Consider the following 19,662-nt stretch of genomic DNA (forward strand, 5'->3'; position numbering starts at 1 on the left):
CTTTTTTGATATAATGAGACGTTAGTATGGGACGGGAGGTAGTTATGGATCCATTTTTGCGAACGCGGTGGCTGATCGGCACAGATGCCGTGGATCGGCTGCAGAACACGCGGGTGATTGTCTTCGGCGTCGGCGGCGTCGGCGGCTATTGCATCGAGGCTTTGGCGCGCACCGGCGTCGGCCGATTGGACATCGTGGATTACGACCGAGTGGATGTTACGAACATCAATCGACAAATTATCGCCACCACGGAAACCGTAGGCGCGCTGAAGGTGGATGTCATGAAAGCGCGCATCGCATCCATCGTGCCCGAGGCAGAGGTGCGCACCTATCCCATGATGTTTAACGAATCGGCGGCAGGGGAAATAAACTTCGGCGATTACGATTACGTGGTGGATGCCGTAGACCAGGTGACGGCGAAGCTTTTAATCATCGAAAAGGCACAGGCCGCCGGGGTGCCCGTTTTATCGGCCATGGGCGCCGGAAATAAATTGCATCCCGAGGCATTGGAGCTGGCCATGCTTTCGGAAACGCAAGTTTGCCCCTTGGCTCGCGTCATGCGGCGGGAAGTGAAGAAGCGCGGCCTCGGCGATTTTCCCGTGGTCTATTCCAAAGAAGCGCCGAAAAAAGTCGAGGGCATGGATGCCCGTTCGCCGGCCAGTATTTCCTTCGTGCCATCTGCGGCGGGGCTGATTGCGGCATCGAAGGTGATTCGAGATTTAGTTCAAAGTGAGAAAGAGGAGCGTCTTGTTAGAGAATTATAATAATCGTCAGAAAGAAGCCATATGCCACACAGAGGGCCCGCTCTTGGTACTCGCCGGGGCAGGCAGCGGAAAGACCCGCGTGGTAACGGGAAAGATCGCCTATTTGATCGAAGAGATGGGCATCTCCCCCTACCGCATCCTCGCCATTACCTTTACAAACAAGGCGGCGAAGGAAATGAAGGAGCGGGTGGCCAAGCAATTGGGCCGTACCATCGAAGGCATGTGGATCAGCACCTTCCACGCCATGTGTGTGCGCATCCTGCGGGGCGACATCCATCACTTGGGCTACGACAAAAACTTCGCCATTTACGACAGCAGTGATCAAAAGACCCTAATAAAAGACTGCATGAAGGAATTAAACATCAGCAAGGAAATGTTTAAGCCCTACGGTCTCTTGAGCCAAATTTCCACATGGAAAAACGAAGGCACGGATGCGGATGCCGCCATGAAGGAAAATTTCGGCGATTTTTACGGGCGGCAAACGGCGGAGGTCTACCGCCTCTACGAAAAGAAGAAGCGGGAGAACAACGCCCTGGATTTCGACGATCTTTTGGTAAAGACCGTGGAACTTTTTCAACAGAAAAGTGACGTTCTCGCCTATTATCAACAGAAATTCGAATATATTTTTGTCGACGAGTATCAGGATACGAACCACATTCAATACTTACTGGTCAAAATGCTCTCGGCCAAGGCGAAAAACCTTACTGTAGTCGGCGACAACGATCAATCCATCTATCGCTGGCGGGGCGCGGATATCGGCAACATCCTTTCCTTCGAGAAAGATTTTCCCGGTGCGAAGACCATTTTGCTGGAACAAAATTACCGTTCCACCACGCCCATATTGGACTGCGCCAACGCCCTTATCGCCAACAATCCCAAATTGAAGGAAAAGAATTTGTGGACGGCGAAAAGCGGCGGCGATCCCGTGGTCTATCGGGAGTTTTACCACAGTTCCGAAGAGGAATTGGCCGTAGTACAAAAGATGCAGCATTTAAACTACAAGGGCACGGCCTTTGGTGACATGGCGATTTTATACCGCACCAATGCCCAGTCCCGTGGCTTTGAAGAGGCCCTCATACGGGAGGGGATTCCCTACCGCGTCGTAGGCGGGTTGCGTTTTTACGACCGCAGGGAAATCAAGGATGTCATCGCCTATTTGTCGGCAATAAACAATCCGAAAGACGATATCAGCATCAGCCGCATTGTGAATGTGCCGAAAAGGGGTATAGGTGATACGACCTTAGAAAAGCTCGGCAGTTTTGCAGGGGCGCGTGGCATGAGCCTCTTCGCCCTGATGGAAGAGTTGGAAAACTATCCGGAGCTGAAAATCCGCGCACAGAAAAACATTCGCGAGTTTGTGAATTTGATTCATCTTCTGCAAAACAAGGCGGCGGAGCTCAGCCTGGCAGAGCTGGTGGAGGCGATTCTCTTCGAAAGCGGCTACGCCGACGAACTGAAGCGGGAGGACACGGTGGAATCCCGCACACGCCTGGAAAATGTGGAGGAATTTATTTCCGCTGCGGCGGAATTTGAAGAGGCCAATCCGGACATGAGCCTCACCGATTACCTGGGCAATCTCAGTTTAATATCCGATAAAAATGAATTAGACGACGAATCTCATGCCGTGAAACTCATGACCATTCACGGCGCCAAGGGGCTTGAATTTCCCGTGGTCTTCGTGGTAGGTCTTGAGGAGCGATTATTCCCAACCTCGAGAAGCTACGACGACGAGGAAAGCATGGAAGAGGAGCGCAGGCTCATGTATGTGGCGGTGACGCGGGCGGAAGAAAAGCTCTTTCTCTCCTCGGCCAAATCCCGCACCCTTTACGGCAAGCGCAACAGCGCCATGAAGAGCCGCTTTGTGGAAGAGATTCAAGACAAAATCACCGTCCACGAAGAAGCGCCGCGGAAGAAGGATTTAAAAAGCCGCCACGACATTTACACCGGCGCGGCGGTAGAGCAAAAGCCCGTGAAAAAAGCGGAGTCCCTGCCTGAATTGAAGGTAGGCGATACGATTATTCACAAGAAATGGGGCGAAGGGATGCTCGTGCAGTTAAAAGGAGACGAAGGCGTGATTTCTTTTGAAGGCAAGGGGCTGAAAACCCTGAACCTGAAGGTGGCGCCCATTCGAAAGAAGGAATAATATGGAGAAGATGCGGGAGATCATCGATCAATTAAATACCTGGGCCCATGCCTATTACACCTTGGATGCGCCTTTGGTGGACGACAAGACCTACGACGCCCTTTACGACAAACTTGTCGCCATGGAAAAGGAGACGGGGGAAGTGGCGGCGGATTCGCCTACCCGTCGCGTCGGCGGCGATCTCTTGGAAGGCTTTGAAAAGTTTACCCACGAAAAGCCACTTTATTCCCTGGACAAGGTCCAGAGTTACGAGCAACTCAAGGCATGGTGCGATCGCATGCACGCAGCCGGTGCCGACGATGAGGGCTACATGGCGGAGCTGAAATTCGACGGCCTCACGATTTCCCTTACCTACGACGACGGCAAGCTCACCCGCGCCGTCACCCGGGGCAACGGCACCGTGGGCGAAGTGATTACGGCGCAGGCGGTGACCATTTCCACCGTGCCCTTAAGCATTCCCTTTACGGACCATTTGGTGGTGCAGGGCGAAGGGCTTATGCCCTACAAGAGCCTTAAAAAATACAACGAGACGGCGGCGGAGCCTTTGAAAAATCCGAGAAACGGTGCCGCCGGCGCCTTGAGAAATCTCGATCCCAAGGAAACCAGGCGGCGCAGACTCACGGCCTACTTATATAATCTCACCGATGCCGAGGGCATGGTTTTTGAGACCGACGAGGAAATAAAGGCCTTTTTAAGAGAACAGGGCTTTCTCGTGCATCCCATGACCCGTCGCTGCAAGGATTTCCACGAAATTTTAGACTACATCAAAGAAGTGGAACGCATTCGCGGTGATTTAGATGTCATGATCGACGGCATCGTCCTTAAAATCAACGACGTCGCCAAGCGCGACGCATTGGGCTACACGGTGAAATTTCCCCGTTGGGCCATCGCCTACAAATTCGAGGCGAAAGAAGTGGTCACGAAACTTCTCGATGTGGAATGGAATGTGGGCCGCACGGGGAAAGTGACGCCGACGGCCATCTTGGCGCCGGTGGACATCGATGGCGTAACTATTCAGCGGGCCACTTTAAATAATTACGACGACATTTTACGAAAAGGCGTGCGCATCGGCGGCGAGGTACTTTTAAGGCGAAGCAATGACGTGATTCCTGAAATTTTAGAGGGAATCGGCGAAGAAGGTGATAGAATAGAGATGATCACCAAATGTCCCGCCTGCGCCACGAAATTGGTACAAAACGGCGTACACAGTTTCTGCCCCAATACCATCGGCTGCGAACCGCAGCTCGTGGCAAGAATCGATCACTTCGCCTCTCGGGATGCCATGGACATTACGGGGCTCAGCGAGAAGACGGCGGAAAAATTAATCGCCGCCGGCCTTTTACACGAAATCCCGGATATGTACGCATTGAAGCGTGACGACCTCATGGTTCTCGAGGGCTTCGGCGAAAAGAAGGCGGACAATCTTTTAAGCGCCATCGAGAAATCGAAAGAAGTCAGCTTCAAGCGCTTTATCTACGCCTTGGGTATCGGTCAGGTGGGCATCAAAACCGCCGGCGATTTGGCGGATCACTTCGCCGATTTCGACGCCCTTGCAAAGGCGGATGCGGCGGAGCTTGAGACCATCGAAGACATTGGCCCTGAGACGGCGAAGGAGATTCAACTCTTCTTTACCGATCCCGTCATCGGCGGCTACGTCCACGATTTAATGGATGCGGGGATCAAACTGATCTACGAAGAAAAAAAGAAATCCGGCGTCCTCGACGGCATGACCGTGGTGCTTACGGGCACGTTGTCGAAGCCGAGAAGCGAAGTGAAAGCGGCCCTGGAAGCGGAAGGGGCGAAGGTTACGGGCTCCGTCTCGAAAAAGACCGATCTGGTTCTCGCGGGAGAAGCGGCGGGCTCGAAAGCGGAAAAAGCGGAAGAATTAGGCGTAGCCGTCTTATCGGAAGAAGCCTTTATAAGAAAGTGGGGAGACCTCCTATGAAAAAAGACGAAATCAGACATATTGCGGAAATTTCCAAACTTTATTTCACCGATGAAGAATTGGAAGGCATGGTAAAAGAATTTTCCGACACCATGGATTTGGTGGATACGATTAAGCAGGCCAATGTGCACTGTTCGCCCACCTTCCATACGAATGTGTTGCCCAATCGCCTGCGGGACGACGAAATTCGCCCGTCTCTGGATCGGGAAGACGCCACAGGCAATGCCGTGGCCGTGAAGTACGGCTACTTCGAAATCATTAAATTTGTGGAATAAGGAGGCCTCATGAATCTGACCCAATTAAGCGGCTTAGAAACCAGACAACTTTTCCTCGACGGGAAAATCACCTGTACGGAATTGGTGGAAGCCTATTTAGAAAACATTAAGCGGGATGACGAGGATTTAAACGTCTTTATTACCGTCACCGACGAGATGGCCCTTGAAAAGGCCAAGGAGCTGGACGAAAAGCGTTCGAAAGGCGAAGAACTCGGCAAAATGGCCGGCATGGTCGTCACCATAAAAGACAATATCGCCGTGAAAGACGTGCGCATGACCTGTGCATCGAAAATGCTCGCCGATTTCATCTCCCCCTACGACGCCGTGGTTACCACGAAATTAAAGGCGGCAGATGCCATTATTATCGGCAAGGTCAATTTAGATGAATTTGCCATGGGCTCCTCCACGAAGACATCCTATTTCGGCACCACGAAAAATCCCGTGGACAGGACCCGCGTCTCCGGCGGCTCTTCCGGCGGAAGTGCGGCAGCTGTAGCGGCCCATTACTGTTCCATCAGTCTCGGCACCGACACCGGCGGCTCCGTGCGTCAACCGGCCTCCTTCTGCGGCGTCGTGGGCATGAAGCCTTCCCACGGGAGCATTTCCCGCTACGGCGTGACCTCCATGGCCAATACCTTCGATCAAGTGGGCGTTTTGGCCCACACCGTCGACGATGTGGCCTATGTTTTGGAAATCCTGGAAGGATCCGATCTCCGAGATGCCACCTGCATCGGCAACGATTCGCTGAAGGCCGAAGCCATAAAAGCGGCGAAGCCTTTGAGCCAATTAAAGGTCGCCATTCCCGACACCTTTAAGTCTTTCGAAGTGGAAGATTCCGTGCGAGATGCCTTCCAACGCACCGTAGACTATATGCGGGATGCGGGGGCACAAATTGAATACGTCCACATCGCCAGCTTGGATTTGGCCATCGCCGTGTACCATATTTTGGTTAACGGGGAAATCGCGCCGAATATGAGCCGCTTCGACGGCATTTTATACGGATTTATCGCCGAGGATTACGACAACATCGACGAGCTCTACATCAGGACACGCAGCGAAGGCTTCGGCGACGAAGTGAAGCGGCGGATCATGATCGGCTCTTATATTATGAGCATGGATCACTCCAAGGAATATTTCGAACATTCTCTGGAAATGCGTCATACCATGATGAGCGAATTTAACGAAGTATTCGAAACACACGACGTGATCTTCTGTCCCACCTCGCCGACGGTGGCATTGCCTATCGACAAAAACATGACGCCGGTACAAATCTACATGCTGGATTTGTTTACCGTCCCCGTCAACCTTATCGGTACCGGCGGCATCAGCGTGCCCGCATCGACGAAAGACGGTCTTCCCGTAGGGATTCAAATTATTCCGAAGAAGAGCCACGACAATCAAGCCATTGCCACGGCGAAAGAATTGGAGGGAAATATCTAATGGGTTACAAGACAATTGTGGGATTGGAAATCCACGTCGAATTATCCACGAAGACCAAGGCCTTCTGCGGTTGCGAAAATGCCTATGGCAGAGAGCCCAACACCTGCACCTGCCCGGTGTGCTTGGGTCTTCCCGGCGCCACCCCCGTGTTAAACAAAGGTGCCGTAGAGCGGGCCATTGAAACCGCCACGGCATTTCATATGCGCATCAATCATAAATCCACTTTCTCCAGAAAAAATTACTTCTATCCCGACCTAACCAAAGGCTATCAAATCACGCAAACAGACGAAGCGGTGGCCAACGACGGTTATATTGAAATTGAAACGGAAGAGGGTCCGAAGAAAATCGGCATCCATCAAATTCAATTGGAAGAAGACACGGGCAAGAGCCTGCACACGGAAAAAGGCACCACCCTCATGGACTACAATCGCTGCGGCGTGCCCTTGGTGGAAATCGTCTCCGAGCCGGACATGGCATCGGGTTTAGAAGCACGGCTCTTTTTGGAAAAACTGAGAAACACCCTGCGCTATTTGGAAGTCAGCGACGTGAAGATGGAAGAAGGCTCCTTGCGCTGCGACGTCAATGTCAATATTAAGAACACGGAAACCGGAGAGCGAAGCGCCATTTCCGAAGTGAAGAATCTGAACTCCTTCCGTGCCGTGGAAAAGGCCATCGACTACGAAGTGGCCCGCCAAATCGAGCTCATGGAAAAGGGCGAGACGGAACTTCGCGCTACCCGCCGCTGGGACGATGCGGAAAATAAAACCGTGATTATGCGTGTGAAATACACGGCAAGCGACTATCGCTTCGCCCCGGAAGGCGACTTGGGCCCGCTGTTTATCGACGACGAATGGATCGAAAAAGTGCGCGCGGGCATGGCGGAACTTCCCGATGTAAAGATCGCCCGCTTTATGGACACCTACGGCCTGAAGGCATACGATGCGAAAGTTATCTGCGGTTCGAAAAAAGTGGCCAACTATTTTGAAGAAGTGGCCAAACACTTTACGGACTACGACATGCTTTCCAATTGGTTTATGACGGAATTTTTGCGCCGCATTGAAGTCTCCGACGACGGTGAAATGAACGTCCCCTTCGAAGGCAAAGACTTCGCTTACCTTCTGGAGCAAATCAAGTCCGGAAAGATCAACAACAATGCCGGAAAGAAAGTCTTCCGCAAAATGTGCGAAGAAGGCAAAAAGCCTGAAGCCATTATCGAAGAAGAAGGCCTGGTGCAAATCGGCGACGCCTCCGAAATCGAAGCCATGGTGAAGGAAGTCTTGGCGGATAATCCCGAGTCCGTTGAACAATACAAGGCGGGCAAAGACCGCGTCGTGGGCTTCCTCGTAGGCCAAGTCATGAAGAAAAGTCGCGGCAAGGCCAATCCTCAAATGGCCAACGAAATGCTCGTGAAGTTTCTTAATCAATAAGAGAGGGCATGTGCAGTGGAAAGTGTGATTACTTCGGCCATTACCCAATACGGTTACTTGGCCGTCTTCGCATTGATTTTTATTGAAAATGTGTTTCCGCCCATTCCCTCGGAAGTGATTTTGCTTCTCGGCGGCTTCTTTGTCGGGCGGGGCAATCTGTCCTTTCTTCCCACCACCTTGTCGGCTACGGCGGGCTCTCTTTTAGGGGCCTATATCCTTTACGGCATCGGCCGTTTGGTGCCCACGGTAAAAATATACGACTCTGCCGAGCACGGTTGGATGGGAAAGCTGGGCTTTAAGAAAAAAGAAATCATGGGCGTGGTGAATACGTTCGAGGACAAGGGAAAGATCCTCGTCCTCGTCGGCCGCTGCGTGCCCGTGGTTCGCAGCTTGATTTCCATTCCCGCCGGCATGGTATCCATGCGGCTTTCCGTGTTTTCTTTACTCACGGCGGCGGGTTCTTTCGTATGGAATTGCGTGCTTACCTTTCTCGGCTACAAGACCGGCGAAAATTGGCACGTGATCCTTACCTATTTGGATTACTACAAATATGCCATCGTAGCCATATTGGCGGTTATCGCCGTCTGCTACTTGATTTGGCATTTTAAGCAAAAGGGTGCAGAATGAAATATAAACGCATGGAAGAAGCGGTTTTTCTTAACAGGGAAAATCGCTTTATTGCTATGGTAGAAAAAAACAATCAACCGATTCGGGTCCACGTACCCAATACCGGCCGATGCCGGGAGCTTTTCGTCCCCGGCGTAAAGGTGCTTTTAGAAGGGGCGGACCCCGCGAAAAAACGAAAGACCCCTTATAGCTTGGTCACGGTTTACAAGGGGGAAAATCCCATAAACATCGACTCCCAGGCCCCCAATCAATTGGCGGCGGAATATTTTGACGGTGGGCCCTATTTAAAGGGCTTCGGAAAAATTCTCTCCTACAAACGGGAGGTCACCGAGGGGGACAGTCGCTTCGACTTTTACCTCAAGGGCACAGAGGGCGAGGGCTTTTTGGAAGTGAAGGGCGTCACCTTGGAAGAAGACGGGCTGGCGAAATTTCCCGACGCTCCCACCGTGCGGGGCGCGAAGCATCTCCGCGAATTAGGCGACATGGCTGCTGAAGGAAAATGCTGCGGCGTGTTATTTGTGGTGCAGATGAAAGGCGTGTGGGGCTTTACGCCCAATGAAGCGATGGATCCGGACTTCGCCTCGGCACTGAGAGAGGCGGAAGTGAAGGGGATGAATGTATTCGTCGTGGACACTTCCGTGGACGGTCAGATCATGGCCGTGGACAAGCCCGTGGTCTATTTCAGCAAAGCACCATTGGATCTCGTGCAGGCGAAAGAAGGGGATTTACCTCGCGTCGTAAACTTTATCGATTCAGCCCGGGCGGCACTAAAGGCCGACGGCGTGGATCAATGGCAGGGAAAGGACCCCACGCCGGAGGATCTCTTGGAAAATATCAAGGCCGGCTGTTGCTACTTTTTTAAAGACGATGCCGTCGCGGGTATGGCCGTATTAAAAGAAGGGGCGGATGCGACGTACGATGTTATCGACGGAAAGTGGCTTACCGATGGGGACTACCTCACGATTCATCAATTCGTTGTCGATAGTGAAAGAAAAGGCGAGGGCATGAGCCGGCGCATGATGGAGCGGATCTTCGCCTATGCAAGGTTTAAGGGCATTCCCGCCATTCGCATCGACACCCACGCCGACAATTTCCGTATGCGAGGATTAATCGAGTCGTCGGGCTTTACCTACTGCGGTATCATTACCGTGGCCGACGGCACCGAGCGGGTGGCTTATGAGCAGGTGATTTTATGAAGCGACTACTTTTATCTGCCGGCCATTCCGGCGCGGGCAAGACATCCATTACCATGGGAATCATCGGTGCCCTCATTCGCCGGAACATGACGGTGGCATCGGCGAAGATCGGGCCCGATTACATCGATCCCATGTATCACCGCGCCCTCGGGGCGTACGGTGTGAATCTGGATCGCCATTTGATGGATGACGAGTACATTCTCCACCTCATGGCCCGATTGGAGAAAAAGGACGTCATCGTCATGGAAGGGGCCATGGGTTATTACGACGGCATGGCCACCACGACGACGTGTTCGGCGGCGGAGATGGCGAATTTCACGAAGACGCCGACGATCTTCATTGCATCGGGGCGGGGAAAAGGCGCGAGCCTTGGCGCAGAGCTGCAGGGCTTTTTAAATTACGGGAAAAATACCATTTCAGGCGTGATCTTAAACCACACGAAGCCCGCCATGGCGTCCTACTACGAAAAAATCATCAAAGAAGCCACGGACCTTCCTCTTTTCGGCTGCATTCCCGATTTGGATCAGGATTTGCCCGAGCGGTATTTGGGTCTAGAGCGGCCGGAGGAGATCAAAAATTTTCGTGCCTTCGCCGATCAATGGGCGGATGTCGTGGAAAACTACGTGGACTTAGACAAGCTTCTCGCCGCCTGCGAAACGAAATCCGTAGGCCGCGAAATGGCGAGGACTCCTCAGCGGGAAAAAATCCCCGTGGCCATTGCGAAGGACGAAGCCTTTTTCTTCTATTACCAAGACGTCCTCGACGATCTTTCCGGGCGCGGCGTGGAATGGATTCCCTTCTCGCCCCTCACGGATTCTCTGCCGAAGGGGATCTGCGGCGCATACCTTGGCGGCGGCTATCCGGAGCTGTACGAAGAAATCCTCGTGAAAAATAAAGCCCTCGGGCGGGATTTAAAGTCCTTTGCGGAAAAGGGCGGCGTCCTTATCGCTGAAGGTGGCGGATTTATGAGCCTTTTGGAAAAAATCGACGGAAGCACGGCCTTCGGGCTTTTTCCCGGCGAGGCGATAATGACCGACCGACTGCAACACTTCGGCTATCAGGTAATAGCGGCGGAAGAAGACGGGCTCCTTTTAAAGGCAGGCGAATCGTCGCCCGTTCACGAATTTCACTACAGCGCTGCCGATAATGAGGGTGGGGACCTTCTCATCCAAAAGCCGGGCGGCAGAGCGAAAAGGCGTACGGCACATCACGAAAAAAATGTTTATGCCGGCTATCCCGAGCTTCACATAAGCGGCAATGAGAAACTGAGAGAAAATATTCTGAAGGCATTAAAGGAGGCGACACCGTGGCAGGGTTAATGGTATTGGGCACGGCATCCAACGCTGGGAAGAGCGCCATGGTGGCGGCGCTCCTTCGCATTTACGCCAACAGAGGCTACCGGGTGGCGCCCTTTAAGGCCCAGAACATGGCGCTGAACAGCGGCATCACCGACGACGGCTCGGAAATCGGGCGGGCGCAAATCGTTCAGGCGGAGGCGGCGCGGATTCCAGCCGACGTGTGCATGAACCCCATTCTCTTAAAGCCCACGGCGCCGGGGGTGAGCCAGGTCATCGTAAATGGCCGCGTTTACAAAAATCTCGAGACCCGCGCCTATTACGCCGAAAAGAAAAAACTCTTTCCGAAAGCCCTGGCGGCCTACGAATCCTTGGCCCACGAGTTCGACTTCGTCTTGTGCGAAGGGGCGGGGAGCGCATCGGAGATCAATTTAAAAAGCGTGGACATGGTGAACATGGGCTTTGCCAAGGCGGCGGACATTCCCGCCATCTTGATCGCCGACATCGATCGCGGCGGCATGTTCGCCTCTGTGGTAGGCACATGGGAGCTCTTCGACGAGGATGAGCGAAGAAGGCTCAAGGGCATCGTCGTGAATCGCTTCCGCGGCGACGTGTCGATTTTAGAGCCGGGGCTCAAAATTTTAGAAGAACGCACCGGCGTCCCCGTTCTCGGCGTCGTGCCCTACGCCGACGTGCGGTTGGAGGCGGAAGATTCCCTGGCCATGGAATTCCGCGAAACGGATCGTGCATCCGTGGACATCGCCGTGGTTCGCCTGCCACACATCTCCAATGTTACCGACGTGGCGCCCTTTCAGATGATGGCCGATGTGTCCGTCCGTGCCATTACGCGAGTGGAAGAATTCGGCAAGCCGGATCTCTTGATTATCCCCGGGACGAAAAACACCATGGCCGACTTAAAATGGCTGAAAGAAACCGGGATCTATGCCCGCATCCTGCAACACGCCGAGAGGGGCGGAAACATCTTTTCCATTTGCGGCGGCTTTCAAATGATGGGAGACACCCTTTCCGATCCGGATGCCGTGGAAAGCGGCGGCATTATGGAAGGGCTCAAGCTCTTTCCCATGGACACCGTCTTTTCGAGAGAGAAGAAACAGTGCCGCGTAGAAACGACGATTACCGCATCTGAAGGGCTGCTTAAAAATCTGGAAGGAGAAAAAGTGTCAGGCTATGAAATCCACATGGGTGAGAGCAAAATAAAAGAGGCGGACGAAATAGGAAGCCTGACGGAATCCGGCGGCATCGCAAAGAACGGCCACCTCTACGGCACCTACATCCACGGCTTTTTCGACGCACCTCACATGGCCGAGAGGATCGTCGCGGCACTAAAGAAAGAAAAAAATCTGCCGCAGCAAGAGACCATGAACTACGCCGCCTTTAAAGACAGCCAGATAGAAAAACTGGCAGCTGTGGTGGAAGAAGCCTTGGATATGAAGAAACTGGATGAAATCTTGGGCTTGTTGTAAAGGGAGGCGACCATTGAAGATACTGATGATCGAAGATGACGAGACCATCGTCTACGGCGTGAAAACTTATCTGGCTCGTTACGACATGGATGTGGTGGCGGCGAGTCGATTGGGTGATGTGGGCGAAGAGCAAATACGCTCCGCCGATCTGCTCATTCTGGATGTAAATCTTCCCGACGGATCGGGTTTCGATTTTTTAATTTGGGTCCGTTCCTTTTCCAAACTGCCCATTCTCATGCTTACGGTAAAAGGCGACGAAGACTATGTCGTGAAGGGCTTGTCTCAAGGAGCAGATGAATACGTGGCGAAGCCATTTTCCCTTCCCGTACTGAAGGCGCGAATTGACAATCTTTTCAAGCGACGCGGACCGGAAGAAGAATTGCTGGAATTTAAAGAGCTGATCTTGGACAGGCAATCGAAGATGGCAATCTTGCGGGACGATGCAGTGGACTTAAATAGACAGGAATTTGATCTGCTGGCCATGCTATTGGCACATCGGGGCAGACAATTGTTGCGAAGCCAATTAATCGACGAGGTGTGGGGCTTTGGCGGCGAAGTTAACGATAATACACTCACCGTCGCCGTGAAGCGCCTTCGCAAGAAGCTGGGACCTTACGGCCATTTTATAAAAACTGTGCGGGGCATGGGCTATTTTTGGGAGGATGGCGATGACTAAAAGACAGACTCTGTTGATCCTTTCGCTGAATCTCGTCCTTTCCATGGTTGTAGTTGCTTTCTTTCCGCGCTTCGATTGGTTGACCGTCGCGCTATTTTTCATGATTAACGCAGGGCTTTACTTTGCCATCGATCGCTTTGAAGGGAATGCTTCCATGGAAGTTGAAGAGAAGATCGACGACATGATCCGCCTCCTACATAGTTCAGATCCGGAGTCTCGAGTCGATGAGGCCGAAGAAGACGATTTTTCTAAGCTGAGAGATGAAATCGTGAAGATGACATCAGAAAATAAGCGCATCGCTCAAGAGGCTGAGAACCGTCGCGTTCAACTGACGGAGTATACGGAAGATATCGCCCATCAAATCAAGACACCAATTACAGGCACCTTGCTTATGCTGGATCTCATCGACGATGCATCGGACAAAGAGGCCCTTGAACGTATGGGCCGATCCATGGAGCGCCTCTTGGGCCTTTCCGATGCGCTACTCAAATTGGCGGCAGTGGATAGTGACGTGGTGGCGATGAAAAAAGAAACGGTAGACGGTATGGAGCTGGCGACATCCGTGGCGGAAGGATTGGAAAGTGCCTTCGGGAGAGAAAAGACCCCTTGCACTATTTATGGCGAATCAGTGGCTCTTTATTGTGATAAGAAATGGACCTACGAAGCCCTGTTTAATCTGGCGAAGAACGGCATGGAAGCGTCCAAAGAAAGAGGCATCGCCATGACTTTCCTAGAAACCAATGTCTACAAATCCATTGTCGTCGAAGATTTCGGCGAAGGCATGGATCGGGACACCTTGGAACAAGCATTTCGGCGCTTTTATAAAAAAGATCCCAACACACCCGGCTTTGGAATCGGCCTCCCCATGGCAAGGGCGATTATGAAAAGACAAGGCGGCGATCTCCTCTATACAAAAGGCAAGGAATCAAATCGATTTGAGCTGCGCTTTTACGAATAAACGAGGCATCGGTACTCGGTCACCGACCGGTCACTTTCACTTGATATCGTAGGCTCAGAAAAGGAGGAACCCTATGCCTATTGTAAAAACAGTGAATCTAACGAAAACCTACGGTCGGTCGGTGGAAGTACACGCACTGGACGGCGTGAATTTCCAGTTGGAAAAAGGAGACTTGGTGGCAATCATCGGCGACAGCGGATCGGGAAAATCCACCTTACTCCACCTTTTGGCGGGCATCGACAGGCCCACCGGCGGCGAAATTTATATTCAAGATAAAAACATTACCACCCTTAGTAACGAGGAAATGACCATTTTCCGCCGACGAAACATCGGGGTCATTTACCAATTTTTTAATCTGATCCCGAATATTACGGCGCGGAAAAATATCTTGCTCCCCTTGCTTCTCGACGGAAGAAAGGAAGATGAAGCTTATTTTAAAGAGATTATTTCGATTCTCGGGATCGAAGATAAATTGGACCGCTATCCGAAACAACTTTCCGGCGGCGAGCAGCAGCGGGTGGCCATTGCCCGAAGCTTAATCACGAGACCCGCCCTGATTTTAGCGGATGAGCCCACGGGAAACTTGGATCGGCGAAATTCCGAAGAAATCACTGCCCTTTTCCGATTGGTCAACGAGCGCACCGGCTCCACCATGGCCATCGTGACCCACGATGAAAAGGTGGCCAACAGCTGCCAAAAAGTTTTTCGCATGATCGATGGAAAACTCTTCCCTTCGGAGGTGTAGACGATGAAAATCATTGGTGAATTAGCTGCCTCCGTGGTCAACGCCGGAAAAAAAGACGCCTTGGCGGTAAAAACAAGCATACTGCTTGCCGTGATCCTGCTGGGAACCATTCTCTTCATCACTACCTCTTTAAGAAAAGCGGAAGTTGATTTTGCCATCGCCGATTCAGGCGATTACCACGCGTCCATTGCCGAGGTCGACGCCTCTTTTTACGATGAGCTAAAAAAGAATCCGGCCATCGAAAAAATTGCCTTCGATCGCATTGTAAAAACGGACCGTAACGCCGTGATTTACGAACGAGAGGATTATTTCAATCAATTAAAAAGCTTCAAACCCGTCGAGGGTAGGCGGCCGGAAAGAGACGATGAATTGTTGGTGCCCGATTCGTTTTTGAAGCGCAACCGGGATCTGCATTTAAACAGCGCATTGGAGGCGGAGGGGAAGACGTATCGGATCGTAGGCGTTTATGAAAATAACGAAATATCATTTGAAGAGTCTTATCTAATCGGACGCTTGGGAGATGTGTCGAAAGACGAGCTGTTCGAAGGATCAAGCGGAATCGAAGCCTATATTTGGTACAAAAATCCACGAGATACCTACACCCTGACTCGAGAAATATTACAGAAGCAAGGCATCGATCCAAAAGTGGCGGAAAGTCAGGGGCGATTGGGCTACAATACTCCGTTATTGAATTATAAAATGATCTATCCCAATGGAATTATTCCGCCGAGAACTGTATTATCTGAGGCATTGGACTCTTATATTCCCATAAGCATGTTGGCGCTCTTGTTTGCCTTTATTATTTACGGCGCTTTTAATGTGTGGAACAGTCGAGATCAGCGGGAGATCGCCCTGTTAAAAAGCGTGGGCATGACGGAGAAACAAGTAAAGAAAATGATACGCAGGCGTGCTTTTCTTTTGGCGAGGGGACCGATTCTGCTGGGCACGGCTCTGTCCTATGGTGTGGCCAACGGACTCTTGTATTTAATATGGCGCAACAATGCAAAGAGTATTCATGCCGTGGGTGATATATTAGGCGAGCGAATTAAGGCACCGGATTTTCAATCTGTGAGCCTTTCGCCCTATGTGGTTTTGGCCATTTTAATTTTATCTGCGGCGACGGTCTATCTATCCGCCATGGTGCCGGCGAAGCGCTGCGGGAAATTAAATATTATCGAGGGATTAAACGGCCTGTCGGAAAAAGACGGGCGGCTGGGTCCTTCGAAAGTAAGGGGAAAAATTGAAAAGACGTTGGCCAAGGATTATTACCTTTCTTACAAGAGAACTTACCGAACGATCCTTTTATCCACGGCCCTTTCGGCCGTGATTCTCACCGTGGTGATGGTCTCCGGCGCCTATGGCGAGCTCACTGAAGCCTACGACAAATTTCGCAGTCCCTATACTTTTTCATCAACTATCTTTACGCCGGGATCGATGGATCCCCAAATGACCGAAGACCTAAAGGCACTAAAAGGTGCGGATGAATGGCATTTATATCGCAAACAAGACTTTAAGTGCTTTGTCGCAGACAATGGAGCGTTCTTTTCGGCACCTATGAAAAAGGCGTTAAAAGATGGAAAGAAGTCCAAGGAATTGTATGCCAGGCTGTATGGACTTACCGACGAGGATTACGAGAAGCTTTTGGCAGCGAATGGATACGATAGCGATACGGCGTATTTGCTCTTAAATAAAACCGCCGCCGACGACGGAAGTCCCTATGCCTTTCGGAAATACATTCCCGTCACCGACGGAAGCGGCGCTGTGAATCTACGCTACAGTGCGGAGGGCAAGGTGATGGCCATCGGCATCGGTGGCGTGATCGACGAGATGCCCTTCGCCATCGAGCCCATGACGGCCCGCGAAGTCTCTCTATTTACGCGACAATCCACCATGGAGGCCTTTTTCCAAAAGGAAGGACACGATCCGGCAGATCCGGTCAATTACTACAATATAAAAATGCGTGCGGACAAAAACGTGGACAAAATATCTGAAGATTTTGAGAAAGTCATCGCATCTTATATTCCGAAAACCGACCACTCCACCATGACTCAAGCCATGAATCGGGCCTTGGATAATGAGGCGGAGAGGAATGTACGCGTACTGAACGGAGGCATTCAAGGAATTCTCATCCTCATAGCCTTGACCAATGCCTACAATAGCTTTAACGGCAACTTGCGGGCGAGGAAGAGAGAGTTTGAACTGCTTATGACGGCGGGCATGACGGAAAGGCAAATGAAATCCATGGTTTACAGAGAAGGCGGCATGCTCTTTTTGCGCTTACTTGTCCTTTACGGTATCTTGCTTCCCGTGGTCATCTTGGGGCGATCGGCGAGGAGCAAATTCGCCATTGCTTTCGCCGCGAAAAATCTTTTTCTCACGACGAACTATTTGCCTATTGTTTTGGTCTTCGTCGTCATGGGCATCGGGATCAGCTTTTCCATAAGAAAGGGTTTAGAGCAAGTATTCGTTGATGACTTAAATTGAATTGCACTCAAAAAGGACTTCCCAAGGCGGAAGTCCTTTTTCCATGAAAAAATCGGCACAAGAAGCCTTATGCCGATTCGTATTATTATTCGACGGTGACGGATTTCGCCAGGTTTCTCGGTTTGTCCACGTCGTTGCCCAAAAGGACGCTCACTTTGTAGGCGAGAATTTGTTGGGGCAAGACGGCGAGAATGGGGGCATAGAGATCGGAAATGGCGGGGATGCGAATAAGATCGTCGGCCACTTCGTCGATGTGGGCGCTGACGTCGTCGGTGATGACGATGTTGTAGGCGCCTCTGGCCTTCACTTCTTTAATATTGGAAATGCTTTTTTCCACGAGAAGGGATTGAGTGATAATGGTGACGATGGGAATTCCTTCTTCCACCAAAGCGATACTGCCGTGCTTTAATTCGCCGGCGGGCATGGATTGGGCGTGAATGTAGGAAATTTCCTTGAGCTTCAAGGCGCCTTCCTTGGCGCTTAAATAGTCGATGCCGCGGCCCAGGTAGAAGATGGCCCGGTGCGAGGCGAGGCGCTTGGCGATGGGATCCAAATCGTCCACATGGTCTAAAATGGATTCGATTTTTTCCGGAACGCCGGAGAGCTCTTCGATGGCAACTTTCACTGCTTCTTCGTCGTAGGTGCCCAGTTTGTAGCCGAAGTCCAGGGCCAAAAGATAGAGGCTCAAAAGCTGAGTGGAGTAGGCCTTGGTGCTGGCTACGGAAATTTCCGGGCCGGCGTCGCAGTAAATGACCTTGTCGCTTTCGCGGTCGATGGAAGAACCCAGCACATTGGTAATGGCGAGGACCTTCGCGCCCCGTTGTTTCGCTTCACGAAGCACGGCCAAGGTGTCGCCGGTTTCGCCGGATTGGCTCACGACGATGAGCAAACTGTTTTCGTTTAAGAAAGGCATATTGTAGCGGAATTCCGATGCGATTTCTGCGGTAATTTCTTTTTGCATGGCATCTTCCAAGGCGCGTTTGCCCACTTCGGAGGCGTGGAAGGCCGTGCCGCAGGCGGTCATAAAGACGTGGTCGAAGGCTTCGATTTCATCTTTCGTAAAGGATTGGTCGCCGAAGCTTACGAAGCCGTCTTTTACTTTGCGGCGCAAACAGTCGCGAATGGCCTTGGGCTGTTCGAAGATTTCTTTCATCATGTAGTGGTCGAAACCTTCTTTGCCGGCGCTTTCCATGCTCCATTCCACGGTTTTGATTTCCTTGTCGATGACCTTGCCGTTGTTGTAGATGGTGTAGTTTCCCCCTTCAATGACCACAAGGTCGTCGTTATCTAAATAGATGACGTCCCGCGTATAGGCCAAGAGGGCGGGGATGTCCGATGCGGCGAAAATGCCGTCGTCGGCGATACCCAAAATCAAGGGCGATTCTCTGCGGGTAACGATTAACGTTTCAGGATCGTCGGGGGAGAGGACGGCCAGGCTGAACGTGCCGCGAAGTTCTTTCGTGGCTTCTTCCACAGCGGCTTTTAAATCGCCGTGAAGCTTCGATGCGATTAAATTGGCCACCACTTCCGTATCCGTTTCGGAATAGAAGGTAAAGCCTTCTTCCATGAGGCGGTTTTTAATGGCCTGGAAGTTTTCGATGATGCCGTTGTGTACCACGGCCACTTTGTGGTCGCAGGACACGTGGGGGTGGGCATTGGTTTCGCTGGGCACGCCGTGGGTGGCCCAACGGGTATGGCCGATGCCGTTGTGCCCCTCCAGGGGATGGACGCGAAGCTTTTCTTCCAGCGCTTCCAAACGGCCGGCGGCCTTTGTTACTTTTAATAAACCGTGGTCGATCATGGCGATGCCGGCGCTGTCGTAGCCGCGGTATTCTAATTTTTCAAGTCCCTGAAGAATGCGCTCTTCAGCATTTTCCTTGCCGTTAAAGGCAACAATTCCACACATAATATCCTCCTAATCTCGGGAGCTGCCGTATTGATTTTGTGCCGAGATTGCTCCGGGTTTTGTACAATACTCAGGTTGCAGACCTATGAAGCATCCGCCGAAAATTCGATCACTTCATCCCTCGTCCACCTAAAAGGTGCTGGCGCTTAAATTCTTCTCCCGTTTAAATAAATTGCGTACGTATTTCATTATACCATAGCTTTCGCATTTAAGAGAACCGCGACAATCTTGACGGAAACACAGGGGATTGTTATGATAAAGAGCAGTAAAAGGCAAACAGCCACGATCATTAGGAGG

Annotated in this window: 15 protein-coding genes; 14 read left to right on the forward strand and 1 reads right to left on the reverse strand. The window is 51.7% G+C overall.

The window, feature by feature from the left end; all coding sequences use genetic code 11:
* Positions 1–44: 44 nt before the first annotated feature.
* The 14 genes from KO087_RS02315 (at position 45) to KO087_RS02380 (ending at position 17,459) form a co-directional block, all read left to right on the forward strand.
* Positions 45–764 carry a tRNA threonylcarbamoyladenosine dehydratase gene (locus tag KO087_RS02315; protein ID WP_215507319.1) on the forward strand — a complete coding sequence of 240 codons (720 nt, stop codon included), beginning with the start codon at positions 45–47 and terminating at the stop codon, positions 762–764.
* Positions 748–2,907: an ATP-dependent helicase gene (locus KO087_RS02320; protein WP_251374898.1), complete on the forward strand. Its 2,160-nt coding sequence runs from the start codon at positions 748–750 to the stop codon at positions 2,905–2,907. The genes KO087_RS02315 and KO087_RS02320 overlap by 17 nt, the downstream gene beginning before the upstream one ends.
* A 1-nt stretch (position 2,908) precedes the next feature.
* Complete coding sequence (gene ligA, locus KO087_RS02325; protein ID WP_215507323.1) at positions 2,909–4,852, forward strand: NAD-dependent DNA ligase LigA; 1,944 nt, start codon at positions 2,909–2,911, stop codon at positions 4,850–4,852.
* Positions 4,849–5,127, forward strand: a complete 279-nt coding sequence (gatC, locus tag KO087_RS02330) for an Asp-tRNA(Asn)/Glu-tRNA(Gln) amidotransferase subunit GatC (RefSeq protein WP_215507325.1) — start codon at positions 4,849–4,851, stop codon at positions 5,125–5,127. The genes ligA and gatC overlap by 4 nt, the downstream gene beginning before the upstream one ends.
* A 9-nt stretch (positions 5,128–5,136) precedes the next feature.
* Positions 5,137–6,567: an Asp-tRNA(Asn)/Glu-tRNA(Gln) amidotransferase subunit GatA gene (gene gatA / locus KO087_RS02335; RefSeq protein WP_215507327.1), complete on the forward strand. Its 1,431-nt coding sequence runs from the start codon at positions 5,137–5,139 to the stop codon at positions 6,565–6,567.
* Positions 6,567–7,994, forward strand: coding sequence for an Asp-tRNA(Asn)/Glu-tRNA(Gln) amidotransferase subunit GatB (gene gatB / locus KO087_RS02340; protein ID WP_215507329.1), 1,428 nt, complete (start codon positions 6,567–6,569; stop codon positions 7,992–7,994). Before gatA ends, gatB begins: the two co-directional genes overlap by 1 nt.
* Before the next feature lie 15 nt (positions 7,995–8,009).
* Positions 8,010–8,621 carry a DedA family protein gene (locus tag KO087_RS02345; RefSeq protein ID WP_215507331.1) on the forward strand — a complete coding sequence of 204 codons (612 nt, stop codon included), beginning with the start codon at positions 8,010–8,012 and terminating at the stop codon, positions 8,619–8,621.
* Positions 8,618–9,817 (forward strand): DNA/RNA nuclease SfsA, encoded by a 1,200-nt coding sequence (gene sfsA / locus KO087_RS02350; protein WP_215507332.1) that lies wholly within the window; start codon positions 8,618–8,620, stop codon positions 9,815–9,817. Before KO087_RS02345 ends, sfsA begins: the two co-directional genes overlap by 4 nt.
* Positions 9,814–11,136, forward strand: coding sequence for a cobyrinic acid a,c-diamide synthase CobB (locus tag KO087_RS02355; protein WP_215507334.1), 1,323 nt, complete (start codon positions 9,814–9,816; stop codon positions 11,134–11,136). Before sfsA ends, KO087_RS02355 begins: the two co-directional genes overlap by 4 nt.
* Complete coding sequence (locus KO087_RS02360) at positions 11,124–12,596, forward strand: cobyric acid synthase (protein WP_215507336.1); 1,473 nt, start codon at positions 11,124–11,126, stop codon at positions 12,594–12,596. The genes KO087_RS02355 and KO087_RS02360 overlap by 13 nt, the downstream gene beginning before the upstream one ends.
* A 13-nt stretch (positions 12,597–12,609) precedes the next feature.
* Positions 12,610–13,272 (forward strand): response regulator transcription factor, encoded by a 663-nt coding sequence (locus tag KO087_RS02365; protein ID WP_215507338.1) that lies wholly within the window; start codon positions 12,610–12,612, stop codon positions 13,270–13,272.
* Positions 13,265–14,230, forward strand: coding sequence for a sensor histidine kinase (locus KO087_RS02370; protein ID WP_215507340.1), 966 nt, complete (start codon positions 13,265–13,267; stop codon positions 14,228–14,230). The genes KO087_RS02365 and KO087_RS02370 overlap by 8 nt, the downstream gene beginning before the upstream one ends.
* Before the next feature lie 73 nt (positions 14,231–14,303).
* Entirely contained in the window at positions 14,304–14,975 is a 672-nt protein-coding gene (locus tag KO087_RS02375) for an ABC transporter ATP-binding protein (protein WP_215507343.1), read from the forward strand.
* Between the two features lie 3 nt (positions 14,976–14,978).
* Positions 14,979–17,459, forward strand: coding sequence for an ABC transporter permease (locus tag KO087_RS02380; protein ID WP_215507345.1), 2,481 nt, complete (start codon positions 14,979–14,981; stop codon positions 17,457–17,459).
* Positions 17,460–17,544: 85 nt separating this feature from the next.
* Here the strand turns inward: KO087_RS02380 and glmS are convergent, their stop codons facing one another.
* Entirely contained in the window at positions 17,545–19,365 is a 1,821-nt protein-coding gene (glmS, locus tag KO087_RS02385; protein WP_215507347.1) for a glutamine--fructose-6-phosphate transaminase (isomerizing), read from the reverse strand.
* Positions 19,366–19,662 lie beyond the last annotated feature (297 nt).

The sequence above is a fragment of the Peptoniphilus rachelemmaiella genome (assembly GCF_943169845.1).
Taxonomy (GTDB): domain Bacteria; phylum Bacillota; class Clostridia; order Tissierellales; family Peptoniphilaceae; genus Aedoeadaptatus; species Aedoeadaptatus rachelemmaiella.